The sequence below is a fragment of the Cellvibrio sp. GW822-FHT04B05 genome, from assembly GCF_058800985.1.
Window position 1 is genome coordinate 753,563 of the sequence record NZ_JBXAMU010000002.1, and the last position, 22,529, is coordinate 776,091.

The window sequence follows — 22,529 nt, forward strand, 5'->3', positions numbered from 1 at the left end:
ATAGGCATTAAGTGCCTTTTTTATAAATCAGCCAGATATTATGATTGATAAAAATGTGGATCAAAACGCCATAACCCTTCTCTCGCTTGGGATAATTGCCGGTGAATGAAAGCCAACTTTTAATATTGATATTAAAAGTCAGGATCTGCATCAAGCCGTCCGAGAATATTAATTCCTTAGCTGTAATTTTTAAGCGGTAGCTCTGTGCCAAATAAAAAACAACTAAATCAGTTAGGGGGCGGAATTGCTGGCTCTTTAAATTATCTATTCAAAAATATATTACTAAATCGGAATAAGTTCGTTTTTTGTGATGGGTTCAACTATCGCCTTGATCAATCATTAAAATCATTTTGTATCCCCTTTCACTGCTGCAGCGCCCACCATATCAACAGCTTTGAAAATCGCGCGCGCTTTGTTCATGGTTTCTTTCCACTCCAGTGCTGGCACTGAATCGGCTACTACGCCTGCGCCGGCTTGCACATAAAGCTTGCCGTTTTTTATCACCGCCGTACGAATTGCAATAGCGGTATCCATATTGCCGTTCCAGGAAATATAACCTACAGCCCCACCGTAAATACCGCGTTTTTCGGTTTCCAATTCGTCGATAATTTCCATCGCGCGAATTTTCGGGGCGCCACTTAAAGTCCCTGCCGGTAGCGCCGCACGCAACACGTCCATCGCACGCAGTTCCGGTTTTAATTTACCAGTGACATTGGACGTAATATGCATTACGTGGGAATAGCGCTCTACCACCATTTTATCAGTAAGTTTAACGCTACCAATTTCGGCAACACGACCAACATCATTACGACCCAAATCGATCAGCATTAAATGCTCGGCGATTTCTTTTGGATCATTAACCAGTTCGACTTCCAATGCCTTGTCTTCTTCCTGCGTATAGCCGCGACGACGAGTACCGGCAATAGGTCGCACAGTCACTTCGCCATCTTCAAGACGCGCGAGAATTTCCGGGCTCGACCCAACAACATGGTGATCGCCGAGATTCATAAAATACATGTAGGGCGATGGATTTAAATTGCGCAATGCGCGATAGAGATTGATTGGTTCCAGGGTGAAGTCAATCGACAATCGCTGGGAGATTACCGCCTGCATAATATCGCCGGCAAAAATGTACTCTTTGATTTTGCCAACCATCTCGTGGAAATACTGTTCGCCGACATTCGAAACAAAATGCGGCTCATTATGACCATTATTACTCAGGGATAAACTTGGTGTTACAGGCATTTCGCCGCGCAGTTTTTGTTCAAGTTCATCGAGGCGTGCAGTAGCTTTACCAAAAGCATTTTCCACTTCCGGGTTCGCGTGGATTACCAGAATTAATTTACCGGCAAGGTTATCAAATACCAGTACTTCATCGGATACACTCAGCAAAATATCCGGCGTGCCAATAACATCTGCTGGCGCATTCGCCTTTAAGTGCGGCTCGACATAACGCACGCAATCGTAAGCAAAATAGCCCACCAAACCGCCGGTAAAACGCGGCAGTCCTGGCAATTCCGGTGCGCGATAACGCAGCTTGAATTCTTCTACAAACGCCAAGGCATCGGCACAGGTGCGGGTTTCAACAACGGTTCCATCGCGTTCAACCTGGATGGTTTCTCCAAACGCTTTCAGCACCGTGCGCGCCGGCAAACCGATCATGGAGTAACGACCCCATTTTTCGCCACCCTGCACCGATTCAAATAAATAAGAGTATGGGCCGGACGCTAATTTGAGATAGGAAGACAGTGGTGTATCCAGATCAGCCAGCACTTCACGCATAACAGGGATACGGTTGTAGCCTTGAGCGGCTAATTGGGCAAATTGTTCGGAGTTCATGACATTACCTTTTATGCTCGCCGGGCAAGGGGCAAGCTTTTATCTTTATATCAACATTGTATTGCGCCGGGCTATTAACGGGAAACAATTAACAGAAATTCAATGCGCAAACAGAGAAAGGCGGCTCAGCGCAAAACCGACAAAGGTTCAGGCAAAGCGAGAGGAACTAGCGACGCCATCGGGCGACGAGGAAGGGAGCGCGCTCTGTAATGAAGGTTGCGTGTTTCACGAGGATGGTTCCTGTTTAAGCTGAGGGCAAGTGTACTGAAATAATTTGCCGATGCCTACCCTCAACCCGCTCCAGACTACGGCATATAGCCTGCAATTTAGACAAGTGCCAATTGTTCACGCATACCGGCGATCACCGCTGCATAATCCGGGGCATTAAAAATCGCTGAGCCGGCAACAAAGGTATCCGCGCCCGCTTCAGCCACTTCGCGAATATTAGCCAAACCAACGCCACCATCAATCTCAAGCCGGATCGGCAGGCCGCTGGCATCAATGAGAGCACGGGCTTCGCGCAGCTTGTCGAGTACATAAGGAATAAATGCCTGACCGCCAAACCCTGGGTTAACCGACATTAACAGCAGCATATCCAGCTTACCCATTACATACTTAACATGATCAAGGGAACTGGCCGGGGTAAGCACTAAACCGGCTTTGCAGCCTTTATCTTTAATTAGCTGTAGCGAGCGATCCACATGGCGCGACGCTTCCGGATGAAAGGTAATATAAGTTGCACCGGCATCGGCAAACTGGACGATTAGATCATCCACCGGCTCAACCATTAAATGTACGTCAATCGGCGCGCTAATCCCATATTTACGCAAAGCTTTGCATACCATGGGACCGATGGTCAGGTTGGGTACGTAGTGATTATCCATCACATCGAAGTGGATGATATCGGCACCGGCGGCGAGCACGGCATCTACTTCGGCGCCTAAACGGGCGAAGTCGGCGGAAAGAATGGAAGGCGCTATTTTGTAATCCCGCTTAAAGTTCTGCATACGATTAAAGTTCTGCATAATTGTCCCGATATTGATAAATGGCTAACCGCATTCTACGTGATAAGGTTTGCCATCAAAACTACCCAAGGTTGAACCATGCGATCAGTCGCCTACTTATGGCCAATAGTAGTAATTAATTTTCGTGTTGGTTTTACCGGCGCAACACTTCTTTTTTACCTGATTTCCGCCAATCTTCTCGCGCAAGAACCGGATACAAACGCCGAAACATCCGCTGCGAGCAGCGAAACCAGTTCCAGCAGTAAATCATCGGAAGTACCACTTTATCCATCGCGCGACATTCGGGATAAAACCCTGCTCGCCAATGCGGTAAATGATGAAGCGCAATGGCTGGAAACTGAACACGGGAAAATCCTGGTGTTATATCGCCCAACCGAAGCCAAAGTAACCCGCGGCATATTGATCCTTTTCCATGCAGCTGAAAATCCACAACTTTGGCCGCCCATGCTGGAGAACCTGCGCGCCAACCTGCCCCGCTATGGCTGGGAGACTCTCGCACTTAGCCTGCCGCAAAAATACCCGGCGGCAATTCCCGCAAGACCAAGCTCCTCGTCGGCCAGTGCCTCATCAGCAGGTGCTGAAACGGAAGCTGCTGTACCTGAGACCGCCGATCCCGCAGCCAAAGAAAATGCTGCTGTGTCGTCCGCCGATACTTCCAGTTCATCATCGGCGGCGTCATCAAGTATCACACGCGATTTGTTAATAGAAGCCTATGTGAACGCCGTGTTTACTTTTCTGGAGGGAAAGGGCCAGCTGAATCGTGTGATTCTGGTGGATAACAGCTCTGCCTATCAGGTCCTTCAAAAATTAATTCCACAAGTTCAGGAAAACAAACGTGACAAGGAAACTTTGGATGGACCACTCCAGGCATTGGTGATAACCAATCTTCAGCAGCAAGAACCTATCAACAAACTGGAACTGGAAGCGATTTTTGGTGCGGAGAAATTGCCTGTACAGGATATCTTTTTTGCACCTGACAATGCCGAACAGGCTGAGTCGCGCGATCTGCACAAGGCTGTTGCCATGCGCAAGAAGCTGGATAGCTATCAACAACTCTTGTTGGATAATCCGCCCAAAATCGTTGAGCAAGATCATCAGAGCTTCCTGTTAGGAAGGGTACGGGGCTTTATGCAGCAAAAGGCAGATGGTTCGGAAGCAAAATCTTCTGCCGATAATAAGAACAACGAATCCAATAACGGCAGCAAAAATTAAAAACGGGATCGGCTTGTGGCCGATCCCGTTTTTAATTGATTCACCTGATTTAGCGCTTCCTATGCCGAATCTGGCTATCTCCCTCTCGCTTGCATGCCTTGATTGAGCGACGATGGTACGTAAATTAGGCGCTTCCCTTGACCCTGCTTGGCCAACCTACCCTCCCTGACGACCTCCTTGTTAGAAGCCATTTTCAAGCAAAGCCGCATGGGAGGATAGTCGCAAAATTCACTGAATCTTGTAGGAAATTAACTACAACTGACTGTGGTATTTGACGTATTTGTCAGTAGCAATATGCCCGATCGCTGTAATCCAGAACCGGATATTTCATCAATTAGTCATTCTTATAATTAAGCATCCGCGCGTGCAACTCACCAACTTCAGGAAGGTATGCACCGCGCGTCGCCAGGTAGTGAACATTGAAAAGCTGGAAATAATCCTGCAATGCATTTGCTGCACGCAGTTCCCCTGCCATCTCCAAACACAACCCGGCAGCCTCAGCTGTCGATAAATAATGTTCCTGATGGGACTTACGCACCGCATAACCGCGCACCAATGCCTCTGGTAAAACAACGCAGGGGACAGCATCCAACCAGCGACTCAAATGAAACATCCTACCGCTTTGTTTCCAGGTCCCATCCAATAAAATAAAAGTAATAGTTTTTCCATCATCTGGAAATTCTGTAACCAATGTGCGCGGCGTGGAGCCTGTAGCATTCGCATCAGATGGAAATACAATCACACAACGGCGGTGGGCATCCGCCAACAAATCAATCAGCTCCTGCGCCGGCGCTGTTCGGCTCCAGCAAAAAGCATGTGTTTGTTGCGGCAGTACATCCGCAATCAATCGCCCGGTGTTTGTCGGCTTGAAGACTTCATCGCGATGCATCACCAACACAAATTCACAGCGAGCATCCAATTCCGGACGCCAAGGGCAAATACACGCGAATACCGCAAGCTGGCAATGCTCACAACGCACTACGGATTTTCCACGAGCTAAAAATTCGCGTGTCGATTCCGCTAATCGTTGCGCGCGCAAGTGTAGATATTGATTGGAAAAATCACCGTCCATCAATCACCCATTTGGAGAATTATTACTAAAAACCAGCAAATTACAGACGAAAAAAAAGCGCTCTAGTGAGCGCTTTTAATTTGGTGCCCTGGGCCGGACTCGAACCGGCACAGCATTCGCCACTACGACCTCAACATAGCGTGTCTACCAATTCCACCACCGGGGCATTAAACTTTTTTACTACTCTTTCTGTTTTTCTGGTTGTGCGGCTGCATCGGCTGAAGCAGGAGCAGCTTCACTTTGCGCAGCAGGAATGTCAGAAGTAGTAGCTGGCAGATCACTGGCAGGAACATCAGAAGCTGAGGGAACTTCTTGCTGCACAGCGGGAACAACTAAACCTTGCGTTGCTACTTTTGAATGATTTTTTGCAATCACAGCCAAACCAAAGCTGGTGCAAAAGAATATTGTTGCGATAACCCAAGTAGCGCGGGTAAAGAAATTGCCGCTACCTTCACTTCCGAATACAGTTTGCGAAGCACCAGCACCAAATGAAGCACCAGCCGCTGCACCTTTACCTTGCTGCAACAGAATCAAACCAATAATGGCCAATGCTGCAAGCGAGTGAATAATAAGTACCAATTTTTCCATTGCAAAGCTCTCTTGAGCGTTTGATGTTTAGCTACCAATATTAATTAGCAGCGTTACAGATTGCTAAAAACTCGTCAGCGTCTAAAGATGCGCCACCAAGTAAGGCACCGTCTATATCGGGCAATGCAAATAACTGCTGTGCATTGTGCGCTTTAACGCTGCCACCGTACAAAATTCTTACTTCATCAGCCAAATCAGGAAGCTGTGCACGCATGAAACAATGCACTTCTTCTGCTTGCTCTGGCGTAGCTGTTTTACCTGTACCTACGGCCCAAACCGGCTCATAAGCAAGGACAGCATCTTTAAATACATCTTTGCCTGTATGCGCAAAAACTGCATTCAACTGCCTACCGATTGTCTCTAAGTGACGACTTTGCTCGCGATCTTGTAAAGACTCACCTACGCAAAGTATCGGTATTAAACCTGCTTGTTGCACGGCGATAAATTGGCGAGCGACTTGCTCATCCGTTTCACCCTGCATCCGGCGGCGCTCATTGTGACCAATTATTACAAATTTGCAATCCAAATCTGCAAGCATTGGTGCTGAAACTTCCCCGGTATATGCGCCCTTATTGTGCTCACTGACAGTTTGTGCGCCCAGCAAAATTGCCGAACCGACTAGCAAACTATGGGTATGCATCAAATAAGGATAGGGAGGACAAATTACAACATCAGCTTTGTGCTCACCTTGCCAACCAGCCACAACCTTGGCCAATAACTCTGCGTTTTCACGCATATTTCCATTCATTTTCCAATTGCCAACCACCAGTTGGCGACGCTTGGCGTTACTTGCTTTGCTCAACAGCAATACCTCCCCCCAAAGCGGGCGCCAATGTTAGCTAAGAAGATTTGAACATACAACCAAATATTAGCTTAGGCCCTGATTTTTCTCTGTTTTTTTGTTCTTTTGTCCGGCGAGAAGGTACAGCTCACCAGGTGACCGAATATAAAATCTGCGCCTTGACCGATTTTTAAGCGCAGATTCTTATCACTATTAATCAGGATTGCATCACTACTAATTTTAGCTGAGGGCAACCTCTACCGTTGCTGCCAATTCCTGTGCAAGTTCTTTTACCTGTTTTTTATCCTCACCCTCCACCATCACCCGCACAACAGGCTCAGTACCTGAGGGGCGCAACAGGACACGACCGGTTCCGGCCAGCTTTTCTTCGGTCAATTTCACTGCCGATTGCACTGTTTCATTACTCGCCAAGTCAACCCGCTTTGATATGTGGACATTGATCATAACCTGCGGCAGTTTGGTCATTCCCTTTTTAATGCGATGCAAGGATTCACCGATAGTGGTAACCGCAAGCAAAACCTGCAATGCGGCGATAATTCCATCGCCAGTCGTAGTCACATTACTGCAAACAATATGCCCGGAGTTTTCACCACCCAAACGCCAGCCATTATTGCGCATCATTTCAATCACATAACGGTCACCGACTTTGGCACGTGCGAACGGAATATTGAGCTTTTTAAGTCCCAACTCAAAACCAAAATTGCTCATCAAGGTGCCTACAACACCATCGCAACCACCGGTGTATTCTTGTTGATAGGCAGCGATAATGTAAAGCAGCTCATCGCCATCAACCAATTCACCTTTGTGATCAACGAAGACAACGCGGTCGCCATCACCGTCAAAAGCGATTCCGAGATCTGCACCCAGCTCAATCACTTTTTCCTGCAATGCCTCTGGCTTGGTGGAACCACAGCTGCGATTGATATTAGTGCCATTGGGTTCAACAAACAGCGAAGTGACACGAGCACCCAGCTCGGTAAACACATCGGGGGCAATGTGGTAGGTCGCACCATTCGCGCAATCAAGGACAATATGCATTCCCTTGAGATTAAAGCCCCAAGGCATAGTGCCTTTACAGAATTCAATGTAACGGCCCGATGCATCGGCAATTCGGCGGGCCTTACCTAATTTTTCACCTGTGGACATGGGCTTTTCGAGTTGTGCTTCGATCAGATTTTCGAGTTCATCGGGGAGTTTGCTGCCATTACCGCCAAAGAACTTGATCCCGTTATCAACATAACTGTTGTGGGAAGCACTGATAACTATGCCCGCTTGCGCTTTAAAAGTACGGGATAAATAGGCAACACCGGGGGTAGGCATAGGGCCGAGCAAACCAACATCCACACCGGCATTAATCAAACCGGCCTGCAATGCAGACTCAAACATGTAACCTGAAATACGTGTATCTTTACCAATCAAAATCATATTTTGACCATCAAAACGATCCTTGAGTACACAGCCCGCAGCCCAACCCAGCTTAAGCATAAAGTCCGGGGTAATCGGAAATTCACCCACTAAACCGCGAATACCATCTGTACCAAAATACTTGCGAGACATAATTCCTAACTCCACTAACAATAATTACGCTGTGTTTATTCGGCTACAGCGGCGAGAACCTTTAATACGTCCAGGGTTGCAGCAACGTCATGCACCCGGATGATGGCAGCACCGCGCTCCGCAGCAAGCAGAGCCAAAGCCAGACTACCCGGTAAACGTTCGTTAACCGGTCGATCAAGCAGTTGCGCCACCATAGATTTACGTGACATACCCACAAGAAGGGGGTAGCCCAGATCACCCAATTCCGGCAGTCGCTGTAAAAGCGCGAGATTATGCGCGAGTGTCTTGCCAAAGCCAAATCCCGGATCAAGCACGATGCGTTCGGGAGTGATATCCCGGGCACGACAAGCTTCAATACGATCGCGCAAAAAGCCCGCCACCTCAGCGACAACATCAGAATATTCAGGACGCTGCTGCATAGTGTCTGGTTGTCCCTGCATGTGCATCAAACAGATAGGCAAGCTGGTTGCAGCGGCCGCCGCCAAGGCACCATCACGCTGCAAGGCACGCACATCATTAATCATGCCGGCACCCTTTTTGGCTGACTCTGTAATAACGCTGGCGGTGCTGGTATCGACAGAAACGAGCGCATCCAATTTATCAACTAATGCCTCAACAACTGGAATAACACGATCCAATTCTTCCTGTTCGGACACAGTGGCAGAACCGGGTCGAGTTGATTCACCGCCCACATCAATAATTCTTGCCCCTTCAGCTAATATTTGCTCGGCGCGGCGCAATGCCAGATCCAGCGAAAACGTATTTCCTGAATAATAGCTACCGCCATCTGAAAACGAGTCAGGGGTAATATTGAGAATGCCCATTACCACGGGATGTGAAAGATCCAGGACATGCTTGCCGCATATGAGTTGGGAGTTGCCGGGAAGAGACTGCATTTTGAAGGCCTGACAAGCTAATTTGATATAAATACTCGATGGCTAAAACAAGAACCCCGAGCAAGCTCGGGGTTCTTGTTGTACTCAATATGACCGATTAATGCGTATTGGCGGGACCACCAATCGGACCAGCAGGACTTTCGCCCGATGCATCTTTATCGCGCAAATGACTGTTGAAATCATCATCATTCCACTCGCGCGGTGGGCGCACTTTGCGGCGCGCCATCAAATCGGCAACTTGTTCAGAATCGATAGTTTCATATTCCATTAGTGCATCTTTCATTGCTTCAAGAATATCGCGATTATCCTCAAGAATTTTTTTCGAACGCGCATAGCATTCATGGATTATACGACGCACTTCTTCGTCAATTTGTTTTGATGTTTCACCAGAGTATTGCTGCGTCGCCATACCCGGGTAAGCACCCTCTTCATCACCATAATGAAGCGGACCCAACTTGGCCGACAAACCCCATTTAGTAACCATATTGCGCGCTAAACTCGTGGCACGCTCAATATCATTGGACGCACCTGTTGTTACTCCATCCAAACCCAAGGTCATCTCTTCTGCGATACGGCCACCAAAAAGGCTGCACAAACTGGACTCCAGCGCACGCTTGCTGTAGCTGTACTTATCTTCCTCCGGCAAATAATGGGTTACACCCAAAGCTCTACCACGAGGAATAATTGACACTTTATGCACCGGATCATGCTCGGGTACCAGACAGCCAATGATGGCGTGACCGGCTTCATGATAGGCGGTATTTTCTTTTTCCTTTTCGTTCATCACCATGGATTTGCGCTCAGCGCCCATCATGATTTTATCGCGAGCTTTCTCAAAATCTTCCATGTTGACTAAACGCTTGTTACCACGCGCTGCCATCAACGCAGCTTCGTTTACAAGGTTCGCCAACTCGGCACCGGAAAACCCTGGAGTACCGCGGGCGATTACCGAGGCACTTACTCGCTCGTCCAAAGGTACTTTGCGCATGTGGACTTTCAAAATCTGCTCACGACCGCGGATATCAGGCAAACCTACATATACCTGGCGGTCAAAACGACCTGGACGCAATAATGCTTTGTCGAGCACATCGGCGCGGTTGGTTGCGGCAATGATGATTACACCATCATTACCTTCAAAACCATCCATCTCGACCAACAATTGGTTGAGGGTTTGTTCACGTTCGTCATGACCACCACCATGGCCACCGCCACGATGGCGACCTACAGCATCGATCTCATCGATAAAGATAATACAGGGAGCCTGCTTCTTGGCTTGCTCGAACATGTCACGTACGCGGCTTGCCCCTACACCCACAAACATTTCTACGAAATCGGAACCGGAGATTGAGAAGAAGGGTACCTTGGCTTCACCAGCAATTGCTTTAGCCAATAAAGTCTTACCTGTACCTGGCGGGCCAACCATCAATACGCCACGAGGAATCTGGCCACCCAAACGCTGGAATTTTGAAGGGTCGCGCAGATACTGAACCAGTTCCTGAACTTCTTCTTTTGCTTCGTCTACACCGGCCACATCGGCAAAGGTAGTTTTGATCTGATCTTCACCCAGCAGGCGTGCCTTGCTCTTACCGAAGCTCATAGGGCCGCCTTTTCCGCCAGCCCCGCCCTGCATCTGGCGCATAAAGAACCAGAATACCGCGATAATGATCAGAATCGGAAAGCTTGCGACCAATAGCTGGTTGAGCAAGCTCGGTTGCTCAACCTCGCGCCCTTTAATAGTCACATTGTGGTTATAAAGGTCGTCGATCAATTTTGGATCTGCCACCTGAGGGCGGATGGTTTTGAAAGTGGAATTGTCTTTATACAATCCCTCTATAACCAAGCCATCAATTGTGACCTCTTGCACCCGATCATCGCGCACACTCGCGATAAACTCAGAATAATTGAGTGTGTTACTGCCGGATTGCTTGTTAAAGCCCTCGAAAACACTAAAGAGGACTACGGCAATGACCAGCCAGAGCACAAGATTCTTGGTTATATCGTTCAAGGAAGATTCCTCATAGTTACATCAAATGTATTGTCAGCTAGCAGTAAACTATCTATACCCATCACTGTAAACGATAGATACTCGCACATTTACTCGCTGAAATCGTCGAGTTTTTCACAGCTTAACGTCTTTCTTGGCACCCCTATCCTGACTTTCTAAAATCCATATTAAAAACCACACTTTAAGAAACTCAAGATATAGGAAGATTTAAAATCGGCAGTATCAATAGGAAACATTTGGGGGCTTATATCCGAATTACAAGTCCAATATGCCAGATCCTACGCCCTATCCCCTTACACCTCTTAAATAAAATCCATTCTTATGATTGATATCCACAGGCTAATGCGGTCGAAGCCAAACCTTCTAAAGGAAGAATGGAGTAGAATGCGCACCATTATTCTCCCAACCCTATTAAGGTAAGTTTATGCCCATTAACCCAGAGCGCAAAAAACAATTTCGTACTATTGGCCACAAGCTTAATCCCATTGTGACCATAGCGGGTAATGGATTGAGCGATGGCGTGCTGGCCGAACTCAATCGCGCACTGGATGACCATGAGCTGATCAAGGTAAAACTGGCAATTGCCGAGCGCGATGAGCGCAAAGAAGTTGTGGCCGAACTTGAAGCATTGCCTAATGTTGAACTGATTCAGGAGATTGGCAAAGTAGTTTTACTCTATCGCCACAATAAAAGAGCCAACCCCAAGCTTTCCAATGTGCAACGCTAGTCCATAGATGAAAAGTTAATCCATAAAAAAACCGCCATTTGATGGCGGTTTTTTTATGGGTCAAGCCAAGTCACAGCAAAGTATGTTTGCCTAGATATGCTCAACTTTACCAATTTCGTAGTCCACATCACCGCCAGGCGCCCGTACAACCACAATATCGCCCTCTTCTTTCCCTACTAACGCGCGCGCGATAGGCGAATTTACCGAGATCTTGTTGGATTTTACATCGGCCTCATCATCACCCACGATTTGGTATTTCATGGATTGATCAGTGTCGAGGTTGATGATGGTTACAGTGGTACCAAAAATGACTTTTCCGGTGTGCGGAATTTTGGTCACATCGATAATTTGCGCGTTACTCAGTTTGCCTTCAATTTCCTGAATGCGCCCCTCACAAAAACTTTGTTGTTCGCGCGCCGCAGAATACTCCGCGTTTTCTTTCAAATCGCCATGCGCACGCGCTTCGGCAATTGCGTTGACAATACGCGGACGCTGTACTTTTTTCAGGTCTTCCAATTCAAGAGCCAATTTCTCGGCGCCCTGGTTAGTCATAGGAAATTTAGTACTCATGGACAATCCTTATTTGTTTAACCGCACATGCAAATCTTGCAGGCGGCGAACTTCAATATGTTGGCCTTGCTTCAATGCCATGCAAACTGCCTGGCTCGCAGCGAGTGTGGTGTTGTAATACACACGGTGATTTTCCGCACTGCGACGAATCGACGACGAATCGCGCGTTGCCTGACGACCTTCCACCGTATTGAGGATTAAATCGATCTCGTCGTTCTTGATCATATCCACAATATGCGGGCGGCCTTCCTGCACTTTATTGACAACTTGTACTTCCAAACCAGCTGCTTTCAACACTTCTGCAGTGCCGCGTGTTGCTACCAGCTTGAACCCAAGGCCTGCCAAATCAACGCCTACGCCGACAATACCATCTTTATCCATATCGCGAACACTAAGGAATGCAGTACCGGTTGCAGGGATACGGTTGCTCGCACCTAATTGCGATTTACCGTAAGCCTCGCCGAAGGTATCGCCAACACCCATTACTTCACCGGTAGATTTCATTTCTGGCCCGAGGATAGGGTCAACTGCCGGGAATTTGTTGAACGGGAATACCGCTTCTTTAACGCTGAAATAGGTAGGGATAATTTCTTTGGTAAAGCCCTGGTCTGCCAGCGATGTACCCGCCTGGCAACGCGCGGCTACTTTTGCCAATGACACGCCAATGCATTTAGACACAAACGGTACAGTGCGCGATGCACGTGGATTGACTTCGATGACGTAAATCTTGCCGTCTTGATAAGCGAGCTGGGTGTTCATCAAACCGATCACCCCCAATTCAATCGCCATTTGCTTTACTTGCTCGCGCATTTCATCCTGCACATCGGCAGGCAGGGAGTAAGGCGGCAGCGAACATGCCGAGTCACCTGAGTGGACACCACATTGCTCAATGTGTTGCATGATTCCGCCGATTACCACTTGCTGACCATCGGATACAGAATCAATATCCACTTCGATCGCATTATTCAGGAAGTGATCAAGCAATACCGGTGCGTCTTCAGACACTTGCACTGCGGTGCGCATGTAGGTGCGCAGCTCATCTTCTTTGTAGACGATTTCCATTGCGCGGCCGCCCAGTACATAAGACGGACGAACCACCAGGGGATAGCCCACTTTATCCGCTGCCAGCAAGGCTTCTTCCAGCGAGCGAACAATCGCATTTGGCGGCTGTAACAGACCAAGCTTATTGATCATTTGCTGGAAGCGTTCGCGGTCTTCCGCTTTATCAATTGCGTCCGGGCTGGTGCCGATAATAGGCACCCCTTCTGCTTCAAGCGCACGCGCTAATTTCAGCGGAGTTTGTCCACCGAATTGTACGATGACACCAACCGGTTTTTCTTTATGGACGATTTCCAACACATCTTCCAACGTCACCGGTTCGAAGAACAAACGATCGGACGTATCGTAATCAGTAGAAACCGTTTCGGGGTTACAGTTAACCATAATGGTTTCGTAACCATCCTCACGCATCGCCAGTGCCGCATGTACACAGCAGTAATCGAATTCGATACCTTGACCGATACGGTTAGGACCACCGCCGATTACCAAAATCTTTTTCTTATCACTCGGATTAGCTTCACACTCTTCTTCATAAGTTGAGTACATGTAAGCCGTCGAGGTAGAGAATTCAGCTGCGCAAGTATCAACACGCTTGTACGCCGGGCGAATATTCAAACCCTGGCGATAGTGACGCACTACTTTTTCAGTTACACCTAACAACAGCGCCAAACGCTTGTCAGAAAAACCTTTGCGTTTCAGTTGGAACAATTTATCCGCATCCAAATCCTTCAATGATTTGCCGCGCAGCGATTGTTCGATATCAATCAACTCTTTTACTTGTACCAAAAACCATGGATCGATTTTGGAGAGGTTGAATGCATCATTAACGCTCAAGCCCATGCGGAATGCATCGCCGACATACCAGATGCGCTCAGCGCCAGCCGTAGTCAATTCACGACGAACTTTTGCAGCGCCTTCTTCAGTGGTGTAATCCACTTTTGACTCAAAACCGGCCGAGCCGACTTCCAAACCGCGCAAGGCTTTTTGCAAGGATTCCTGGAAAGTACGGCCAATCGCCATGACTTCGCCCACAGATTTCATTTGCGTAGTCAAACGTGCATCTGCATCACCGAATTTTTCAAAGGTGAAGCGCGGCACTTTGGTAACGACATAATCGATTGAGGGTTCAAACGATGCCGGTGTTGCCCCGCCGGTGATATCGTTTTTCAATTCATCGAGCGTGTAACCTACCGCGAGTTTCGCTGCGATTTTTGCAATCGGAAAACCGGTCGCTTTTGATGCGAGTGCTGATGAGCGCGATACACGCGGGTTCATCTCAATAACAACCATACGGCCATCAACCGGGTTCACCGCAAATTGCACGTTGGAACCGCCAGTTTCCACACCGATTTCACGCAATACCGCAATCGATGCATTTCGCATGATTTGGTATTCCTTATCGGTCAGGGTTTGCGCTGGAGCAACGGTAATCGAGTCGCCAGTGTGAACACCCATCGGATCAAAGTTTTCAATGGAGCACACGATAATGCAGTTATCGTTTTTATCGCGCACCACTTCCATCTCGTACTCTTTCCAACCGAGTAGCGATTCGTCGATCAACAATTCATTAGTGGGCGATAAATCCAAACCGCGCGTACAAATTTCTTCAAACTCGTCCCAGTTGTAAGCGATGCCGCCACCGGAACCGCCCATAGTAAATGACGGGCGAATAATGCAAGGGAAGCCGAATTCTTTCGGCGCTTCTTTCGCTTCTTCCAAGGTGTGAACGATTTTTGCGCGCGCACAAGAAAGACCAATACGCTTCATCGCCTGATCAAACAGGTTGCGATCTTCCGCCATGTTGATGGCTTCTTCTTTCGCGCCGATCAATTCAACATTGTATTTTTCCAGCACGCCATTTTTGGCAAGTGCCAGCGCGCAGTTCAATGCAGTCTGGCCGCCCATGGTTGGCAAGATTACATCGGGGCGCTCTTTCTCAATAATTTTCGCAACTGTCTGCCATTCAATCGGCTCGATATAGGTTGCATCCGCCATCGCGGGGTCGGTCATGATAGTTGCAGGGTTCGAGTTAACCAGAATTACACGGTAACCCTCTTCGCGCAGGGCTTTACAGGCTTGGGCGCCGGAGTAGTCAAACTCACAGGCCTGACCGATCACAATCGGGCCGGCGCCGAGAATCAAAATACTGTTTATGTCGGTACGTTTTGGCATGTCGGCTCCGATTAGGACTTGCGGGCTTGCATCAATTCAATAAAGTGGTCAAACAGGGTATCGGCTTCGTGCGGGCCAGGGCTCGCTTCAGGGTGGCCCTGGAAGCTGAACGCGGCTTTATCGGTGCGATGGATACCTTGCAGCGAACCGTCAAACAGTGACTTGTGAGTCGCTTTGAGATTGGCTGGCAAACTGGATTCTTCAACCGCAAAACCGTGGTTTTGCGCGGTGATCATCACGCGCTTGGAATCCAGATCCTGTACCGGATGGTTGCCGCCGTGATGGCCAAATTTCATTTTGATAGTTTTGGCACCGGATGCCAGCGCCAACAATTGGTGACCTAGACAGATGCCGAATACAGGCACATCAGTTTCCAAAATATCTTTGATAGCTTCAATAGCGTAAGTGCAAGGCTCAGGGTCACCAGGACCATTGGAGAGGAACACGCCGTCCGGATTCAGCGCCAGCACTTCTGCGGCAGTCGTTTTGGCGGGCACTACAGTCAGGTCGCAACCGCGATCCACCAGCATGCGCAAAATGTTGCGCTTCACGCCGTAATCGTAGGCAACGACTTTGAATTTTTTTGCATCGCCAGCGCTGTGGCCTTCGCCCAATTCCCAACTGGTTTCATTCCAGGTGTAGGGTTCACTAACGGTTACTTCTTTCGCCAGATCGAGACCTTTCAAACCACCAAATGCTTTAGCCGCAGCCAAGGCTTTGGCTTCATCCAGCTTGCCATCTTTAATAAACCGGGCACCTGCCATCAAGCAACCGCTTTGCGCACCTTTGTCGCGCAGGATGCGGGTCAAGCGGCGGGTATCGATATCGGCGATACCGATCACGTTGCGCGCCTTGAGGTAATCGGAGAGGCTTTCCTGATTGCGGAAGTTGCTGGCTAACAAAGGAAGATCGCGGATAACCAGGCCAGTTGCCCAAATGCGCTGGCATTCTTCGTCTTCGCTATTGGTACCGGTATTACCGATATGGGGATAAGTAAGAGTGACGATTTGCTGGGCGTAAGAGGGATCGGTAAGGATTTCCTGATAACCGGTGATTGCGGTATTGAACACCACTTCACCAACAGATAAGCCTTCGGCACCAATTGCAGTACCACGGAACACACTACCGTCAGCAAGAACCAATATGGCCTTGGTCGGGGCAGGAAGGGATTCCTGAGTAGTCAAAACAACCTCCTGAGCTGGTTGGGGTTTTGGCTTGGACAACACCTGCAAGAATCGGTTTGGCGCCGGTTCGCTGCAGAGATACCCTTAAAGCAAGCTAATAAAACGGGTGTCGGTTCGTTGCTTGACACTTCAGCAGATGGCCTTTATTTGGGCTCAACAAGGCAGTCGCACATGACACGGATTAGGTGGGCAGCGCGATAAGCGATTGAGTTTAAAGGCAAATTTATTCCGGCTGTAAAACGTCTGGTTGTAAAAAAGCGAGATGAAACCCAAATCTCATCTCGCCTTTTTATGTTCTTGTACGAACCGTTTTGTATTCGTTGTGCGGACTTGATTGGGTCAGCCGCAATCTGACCGCGAATTCTACGGGAGTGATGCCTTTATGTCCATGGGAATCTAGCCTGAATCAGCGTCCGATTGTATCATTGGTCATCAAATATCTTCTCTAAATACCTTGCCTTCTTATCTAATCTAATAACATTTTATAAAGGCCGTGGCTCAAGGCTTGTTAAAAATCTAATTTGAAATCGTACCTGTGTCCTCGATGTACCACATACAAACAGGAATCATTCTTGACAAAACTTTACAAACTCTTTAATTTAGTAGCCGCCAGAAACGTTTTTTTGCACTGGCTGGATCTGGCCATTTCAAAAGTTGCATGGATGAGACAAGGACATAACACCTCTGCATTTAGTTTTTCAATGCCCTTCCCTTGTTTTTTCTTTTTCAAATAAAGAAAAGATCTTCAATCTTTTTTGCGTTTTCAATCCATTCAATCTCTGCCTTCTTTAAACATAATAGGAATTATGTATGTCGTGTACACCACTGGAGTTATGCAGTTATTTCTTTCAAGTTAAAAATAAGTTTAATGATGCTTTTAGAAAAATATCACTATTAATAACTCTCTCGGCAATGACATTTGTTTCTTCAACAAATGCGCTTACTTACAACGAATGCATTAACGAGGCTCAAGCCAAATGTAATACATTTGATTTTAATGGCTATAAAAATATGGCTGAATGCCAGCAATGGGAAGCTCAATCATGCCAAGAGACATCGCGAACCAAATTACCAAAGGTAAAGGTTGAGGCTGAAGCACTTGACGATTGGTGGAGGAATATACCGTTAGATTTTCTGGTTCCGCAGATAGCCAACCCATATGCACCCCAAAATTTCACCCCAAAAATGGAATCAGGTGATAAAAAAGATGGGACGCCACGTGAAGATACCTGTTTGCCTGTAAACATAGCGACCGGACAAAAACTACTTCATGAAAATGATTACACCGCAAATGATGAAAGTCCTCTAATGATTAGCAGGGAATATAATGTTTATTACAAGGGAGGAGTTTTTGGGGATACATGGGCCAGCCAAATAGATAACAAGCTAAGCTTTTTATTTAATGATAAGTCCCAGTGCGAAATCGAATACGGAAAGGCAGATGCTGATTGCAATAAGGTAATGAACTCAACCACCATCAAAACTATTAATTTAATAGATCAAGGTAATATTTATAGTTTTGAATGGTCAGCTAGCCTACTAAAGTGGGTGCACTTGGGATCTCCCATTGAAGGTTTTTCATTACAGCAGCAAGCAAATGGCACATGGTTGTTGAATAGTTCGGATGGTGCAGTTAAAACCTATTATTCAAATGGCCAAATTGCATCGCAATATGATGTGCACGGAATTGGCTGGACGTTTACTTATAACGGGTATCGAATTCAATCCATTACACATACAACCGGGCGACAATTAGTTTTTACGTGGAATAATACTCTTTCGCGCGTTGCGTCCATCACATTGCCAACAGGTCGAGTAATAAATTACTCACATTTCGATCATTCCTATTATGACAGTAATGGATATACAGAACTTATTAGACTGGAGCAAGTAACCTACGCTAATAGCGATACCAAGAAGTATCATTACGACAATTGGGGGCGCTTGGAAGGATTCTCAATTAATAATGTTAGGCAAACACAATATATTTATCTGGAGCCAGGCCTTCAAAATAATAAGGTTGCACAAAGCGGAAAAGTTGGTGGTGTTGAAAAAACTAATTTTTCTTATCTTTATACAATGACTCAAGTGTTTAACGCCAAAAATGCGGTAACAACATACCATTACGATCCGGCCGATCGAAAATTAAATGGGATTACACGCGATGGCACTCCAAATTGTCCCTTCGCTACAGCAGCCTCACAGTATGCATCTGATAGAACCAGCTTATCCTATAAGGAAGACTGGAAGGGAAATCGTACCAGTTACACTTATGACGCCCAAAAAAGGCTAAAAACAGAATTCTTCAACGGACAAACTAAAGAATATATTTGGGGCGAATCGAACCGATTAGCAGGTGAAAAAATCTGGAATGGTGCAATTGCCGGGGTTACTTGCAAATCGGGAGAATATTGCCCATCAGCGAGTGGAAACCCGCTACGTGATATTTCATATGGATATTATGGTGCAGAAAAAAATTACAGAATAAAATCAGTTACTATAAAAGATGAAACGCTTACTTCAAGAACAACGACATATGACTACACTTTTTATTCTAGTAAATTAATTGCTACAAAAACAGTCAATGGTCCTCGAACTGATGTCAATGATATTACGACCTATACATACAATAGCGTTGGTCGTTTAACTTCAACAAAAGATCCACTTAATAACGATACCATTTATTCCTATGTAGCCTCAGAAGATTTTCCAGTGGAAGTTACCGATCCCAATGGAATGATAAATGGTTACGAATATGATGGAAAATCTAGGCTCAAGAAAAAAACCCTCAACAAATATGGTGCAAACCCGCTGGTAACTTCAATCACATACAATGCATTTGATGCTGTTACCAATATTACCTATCCCAATGGTGACTATGTTGCAAACACCTACGACACGATTGGTCGTTTAAAAACAACGAGAAAACCTCTACCGAGCCATCCAGGTGCTGGGCAATCACCCTTTAGTGGAGAATACACTGAATATAATTATGACAACCTCAGTAACATTACCGAAATAGTTGATGTATATCCCTTAACCAATGGTGTCTGCCCAGGCTGTCCGCCAGGCACTACCATTCCTCCGACACGCGCTGTACGCCAAATATTCGAATATGATAGTTTCGGCAATTTATCTGCAACGAAAGGCGCATCTAATCGCCGCTCTGATTACACTTATGACGCCAATACTAATGTGGAAACCATCAAGGATGGATTAAACCGAACAACTCGCTTTACCTATAAACCAGACAACCAATTAGGTACTATTACCAATCCTCTCAATGAAGTCACCACGTTCCAATATAATGCTGCTGGCAACATTGGCAGTATTATCGACCCAAGCAATAAAACGACCAGCTACGGTAGAAATGGTGTAGGAGAGTTAATTAACCTCAGCAGCCCGGATACAAATGGAAGTAGCTATACGTATTATCCAAATGGATTAGTCAGTACCATGACACAAGCAAACGGTGTCGTTAATACCTATACCTATGATGCATTAAATCGGTTAACCCACCTTACCGCATCAGGCGGTGGATTCCCCTCACAAAGTATCGTTAAAAAATACGGCGTGCTTGGCAGTGATTGCCCCAATGGTAAAGGACGTTTGTGTTCGGTAACCGATAGCTCCGGCAGCGTGAGTTATGAATATAATGTGCTCGGCCAAATAACTAAACAAACCAGCGTAATTAATGGGTTAAGCCTTGTCATAAACTATAGTTATGACGCCTACGGTCGCTTGGCTACAGAAACTTATCCTAATGGCATTGTCCTTCGATATAGTTATGACATTAATAACGCCGTTATAAAAATTGAAGCGAATATTGCCGGTGCGTGGACAACCGTCATCTCCGATATTAGCCATGTACATCCCACTGCCCGGAACTATCAATTTGGTAATGGCTTAATAAGAACGGTGAATTACCATCCGGATGGTTTATTGGATTACATTTCGACGACGGGAATTCAAAATTTAAAGTACACGCAAAATACTGCATCGGAAATTACCGGAATTACAAACAGTATCAATACTACTGCTAGCCAGACCTACACTTATGACAATGCTTCGCGCTTAAAAACAATAACCTCTGGATTGGGCAATCAAAGTTTCACCTATGATGCCAACGGCAACCGCACCAGCCATACCTGGGGCGGCAGTACGGATACTTATACGGCAGCCACAAGTGGCAACCGTTTGCCGGGTATCACTAACGCAAATGTCAGCCGTACAAAAGGTTACACTTATAATTCAATAGGAAATGTGACCAGCTGGGGCAGTCCTGCCGGGGCCGGAGGCAATTACACTTACGATGTATTTAATCGACTGACACATATTTCCAATAGTATTGGAGGAAACACATCCTATGTGAATAATGCCTTCAATCAGCGAGTCTATAAATCGTCTAACAACCAGGGCATTAGTCCAGCTTATTATTATCTCTATGATACCTCCGGAAAACTTGTTGCTGAGACTGCAGCAAATTCCACAAGCATTGGCAGTATGTATGTCTATCTCAATGGACAAATCGTTGGGTTGATACGCAATAATCAGGTATACGCCGTGCATAATGATCATTTAGGACGTGCAGAAGTGATTACAAATTCCACTAAAGCTATTGTATGGCGAGCAAACAATGGAGCGTTTGACCGCACGGTAACAGTTGATAACGTTGGCGGCTTTAATCCTGGTTTTCTGGGGCAGTATTATGATAAGGAAAGCGGCCTTTGGTACAACTGGAACCGGTATTATGATGCGAGTATTGGCAAATACATCCAGAGTGATCCTATTGGATTAGAGGGAGGAATTAATACCTATGCCTACGTTGAGGGGAATCCAATTAAATACATTGACCCTTATGGTTTGGCTAAATGGGATTATGACGGTTGGGGTGATACGTCAATGTGTTCCTATTACGACAATCTGGCTTCACAAACTGGATGCCAGTATTACAAAGACGCTGCGCAAATTTGCAGAGGCGAACATGGCGGTGTAAATAGAATGCTACAAGCTGGTATTACTCAAGCATGGATGAGTGGAAACACTACTGCCTCCCAATCTGCAATAGCCAATCAAATCAGGGCTGACTTAATAAGCCAGGATCAAATTGCCCGTGCATTAAATGGTCGTGGCAATTACCCACCACGAGGCGATCACATTGATCAATACCACAATGCAGCTTTCCAAAATGCAGGTGTCAGTACCTTCTGGTATGGCGGAAATCGTTGGCCACAGGGTGTGCTGCCAAATGTCGTGCCTTATGACCCGGTTGGTAATTCCCCTTATGACCCTCGCAATCAATTATTACCAGCAGGAGATCAATGTGGCTGTAATCAATAAGACTCCCTGGTTTAAAGAACACCTTTTGCTGCGTATTTATGGAATAATTTTCTGGTTGTTTGGTCTTGCTATCTACTTAAGCTTTTTTGTGCTTGGGTGGATAGACATTTCTCATCATAAACATTTAAAAAATTTCAGTTTTGTTAGTTTTTTTATAAAGGAAATTTTACTTTTTCCAGGATTAGTCCCTTTGATTATTGGAGGATTCTTCCTAGTGTTCTTTAGAAGGTCAGAAGATTTTTTTCTTGGGGCGTTTCTTATATTGCCTTCCTTTATCGTGTTGCATTATGTCGTGGCTGCGGTTTCTGCGCATGATTATGGATGGCGATATCTTTGCTTCCAACTGTTTGAAATTGCTTGTGCGGTGGCGGTCATCATACAGTTCAAGCGTAAGTGGAAGGCAATCGCTGACAAAAAAGAATCATCAGGCTAAAAATTGTTTCTTACTTTTTAAATAAAATAAAAAAGCCCAGCTATAAAC

At 46.4% G+C, this 22,529-nt stretch carries 15 protein-coding genes and 1 tRNA gene; 4 read left to right on the forward strand and 12 right to left on the reverse strand.

All coding sequences use genetic code 11. The features are described from left to right. Window positions 1-345: 345 nt before the first annotated feature. Together trpE and rpe are read right to left on the reverse strand one after the other, a co-directional pair. The gene (gene trpE, locus AC1RJL_RS08800) at window positions 346-1,839 is read right to left on the reverse strand and encodes an anthranilate synthase component I (RefSeq protein WP_492912993.1); all 1,494 of its coding nucleotides are present in this window, start codon (window positions 1,837-1,839) and stop codon (window positions 346-348) included. 326 nt (window positions 1,840-2,165) lie between these two features. Then, entirely contained in the window at window positions 2,166-2,864 is a 699-nt protein-coding gene (rpe, locus tag AC1RJL_RS08805) for a ribulose-phosphate 3-epimerase (RefSeq protein WP_492912995.1), read from the reverse strand. Window positions 2,865-2,942: 78 nt separating this feature from the next. Here rpe and AC1RJL_RS08810 point away from each other — a divergent pair, with 78 nt between their 5' ends. Further along, window positions 2,943-4,076 (forward strand): DUF3530 family protein, encoded by a 1,134-nt coding sequence (locus AC1RJL_RS08810; protein ID WP_492912997.1) that lies wholly within the window; start codon window positions 2,943-2,945, stop codon window positions 4,074-4,076. Window positions 4,077-4,410: 334 nt separating this feature from the next. On the opposite strand, the gene AC1RJL_RS08815 is transcribed toward AC1RJL_RS08810, so the two are convergent. The 7 genes from AC1RJL_RS08815 to ftsH form a co-directional block, all read right to left on the reverse strand. After that, on the reverse strand, window positions 4,411-5,148 hold the full coding sequence (locus AC1RJL_RS08815; RefSeq protein WP_492912999.1) for a tRNA-uridine aminocarboxypropyltransferase: 738 nt from the start codon (window positions 5,146-5,148) through the stop codon (window positions 4,411-4,413). An 81-nt stretch (window positions 5,149-5,229) separates the two neighbouring features. After that, window positions 5,230-5,314, reverse strand: a tRNA-Leu gene (locus AC1RJL_RS08820). 14 nt (window positions 5,315-5,328) lie between these two features. Beyond that, a complete protein-coding gene (gene secG, locus AC1RJL_RS08825; protein ID WP_492913001.1) occupies window positions 5,329-5,736 on the reverse strand; it encodes a preprotein translocase subunit SecG in 408 nt (135 codons plus the stop codon). Between the two features lie 40 nt (window positions 5,737-5,776). Next, window positions 5,777-6,538, reverse strand: coding sequence for a triose-phosphate isomerase (gene tpiA / locus AC1RJL_RS08830; protein ID WP_492913003.1), 762 nt, complete (start codon window positions 6,536-6,538; stop codon window positions 5,777-5,779). 219 nt (window positions 6,539-6,757) lie between these two features. Beyond that, window positions 6,758-8,095 (reverse strand): phosphoglucosamine mutase, encoded by a 1,338-nt coding sequence (glmM, locus tag AC1RJL_RS08835; protein ID WP_492913005.1) that lies wholly within the window; start codon window positions 8,093-8,095, stop codon window positions 6,758-6,760. A 35-nt stretch (window positions 8,096-8,130) separates the two neighbouring features. Continuing rightward, complete coding sequence (folP, locus tag AC1RJL_RS08840) at window positions 8,131-8,991, reverse strand: dihydropteroate synthase (RefSeq protein ID WP_492913007.1); 861 nt, start codon at window positions 8,989-8,991, stop codon at window positions 8,131-8,133. A 97-nt stretch (window positions 8,992-9,088) separates the two neighbouring features. Continuing rightward, entirely contained in the window at window positions 9,089-10,996 is a 1,908-nt protein-coding gene (ftsH, locus tag AC1RJL_RS08845) for an ATP-dependent zinc metalloprotease FtsH (RefSeq protein ID WP_492913009.1), read from the reverse strand. Between the two features lie 424 nt (window positions 10,997-11,420). Here ftsH and AC1RJL_RS08850 point away from each other — a divergent pair, with 424 nt between their 5' ends. Beyond that, a complete protein-coding gene (locus AC1RJL_RS08850; protein ID WP_133684458.1) occupies window positions 11,421-11,723 on the forward strand; it encodes a YhbY family RNA-binding protein in 303 nt (100 codons plus the stop codon). A 90-nt stretch (window positions 11,724-11,813) separates the two neighbouring features. Here the strand turns inward: AC1RJL_RS08850 and greA are convergent, their stop codons facing one another. The 3 genes from greA to carA are packed head-to-tail and all read right to left on the reverse strand — an operon-like array spanning window position 11,814 to window position 16,708. Next, window positions 11,814-12,293, reverse strand: a complete 480-nt coding sequence (gene greA, locus AC1RJL_RS08855; RefSeq protein WP_492913012.1) for a transcription elongation factor GreA — start codon at window positions 12,291-12,293, stop codon at window positions 11,814-11,816. A 9-nt stretch (window positions 12,294-12,302) separates the two neighbouring features. Beyond that, window positions 12,303-15,524: a carbamoyl-phosphate synthase large subunit gene (gene carB, locus AC1RJL_RS08860; protein ID WP_492913014.1), complete on the reverse strand. Its 3,222-nt coding sequence runs from the start codon at window positions 15,522-15,524 to the stop codon at window positions 12,303-12,305. Between the two features lie 11 nt (window positions 15,525-15,535). Then, window positions 15,536-16,708 carry a glutamine-hydrolyzing carbamoyl-phosphate synthase small subunit gene (gene carA / locus AC1RJL_RS08865; RefSeq protein ID WP_492913016.1) on the reverse strand — a complete coding sequence of 391 codons (1,173 nt, stop codon included), beginning with the start codon at window positions 16,706-16,708 and terminating at the stop codon, window positions 15,536-15,538. Window positions 16,709-17,518: 810 nt separating this feature from the next. Here carA and AC1RJL_RS08870 point away from each other — a divergent pair. Both AC1RJL_RS08870 and AC1RJL_RS08875 read left to right on the forward strand, forming a co-directional pair. After that, window positions 17,519-22,048, forward strand: coding sequence for an RHS repeat-associated core domain-containing protein (locus AC1RJL_RS08870; RefSeq protein WP_492913018.1), 4,530 nt, complete (start codon window positions 17,519-17,521; stop codon window positions 22,046-22,048). Continuing rightward, window positions 22,032-22,481 (forward strand): hypothetical protein, encoded by a 450-nt coding sequence (locus tag AC1RJL_RS08875; RefSeq protein ID WP_492913020.1) that lies wholly within the window; start codon window positions 22,032-22,034, stop codon window positions 22,479-22,481. Before AC1RJL_RS08870 ends, AC1RJL_RS08875 begins: the two co-directional genes overlap by 17 nt. Window positions 22,482-22,529 lie beyond the last annotated feature (48 nt).

Excerpts from the sequence above, each read along its gene's own strand:
- trpE (WP_492912993.1), bottom strand. The coding sequence starts at position 1,839 with ATGAACTCCGAACAATTTGCCCAATTAGCCGCTCAAGGCTACAACCGT.
- rpe (WP_492912995.1), bottom strand. The coding sequence starts at position 2,864 with ATGCAGAACTTTAATCGTATGCAGAACTTTAAGCGGGATTACAAAATA.
- AC1RJL_RS08810 (WP_492912997.1), top strand. The coding sequence starts at position 2,943 with ATGCGATCAGTCGCCTACTTATGGCCAATAGTAGTAATTAATTTTCGT.
- AC1RJL_RS08815 (WP_492912999.1), bottom strand. The coding sequence starts at position 5,148 with ATGGACGGTGATTTTTCCAATCAATATCTACACTTGCGCGCGCAACGA.
- secG (WP_492913001.1), bottom strand. The coding sequence starts at position 5,736 with ATGGAAAAATTGGTACTTATTATTCACTCGCTTGCAGCATTGGCCATT.
- glmM (WP_492913005.1), bottom strand. The coding sequence starts at position 8,095 with ATGTCTCGCAAGTATTTTGGTACAGATGGTATTCGCGGTTTAGTGGGT.
- folP (WP_492913007.1), bottom strand. The coding sequence starts at position 8,991 with ATGCAGTCTCTTCCCGGCAACTCCCAACTCATATGCGGCAAGCATGTC.
- AC1RJL_RS08850 (WP_133684458.1), top strand. The coding sequence starts at position 11,421 with ATGCCCATTAACCCAGAGCGCAAAAAACAATTTCGTACTATTGGCCAC.
- greA (WP_492913012.1), bottom strand. The coding sequence starts at position 12,293 with ATGAGTACTAAATTTCCTATGACTAACCAGGGCGCCGAGAAATTGGCT.
- carB (WP_492913014.1), bottom strand. The coding sequence starts at position 15,524 with ATGCCAAAACGTACCGACATAAACAGTATTTTGATTCTCGGCGCCGGC.
- AC1RJL_RS08870 (WP_492913018.1), top strand. The coding sequence starts at position 17,519 with ATGTCGTGTACACCACTGGAGTTATGCAGTTATTTCTTTCAAGTTAAA.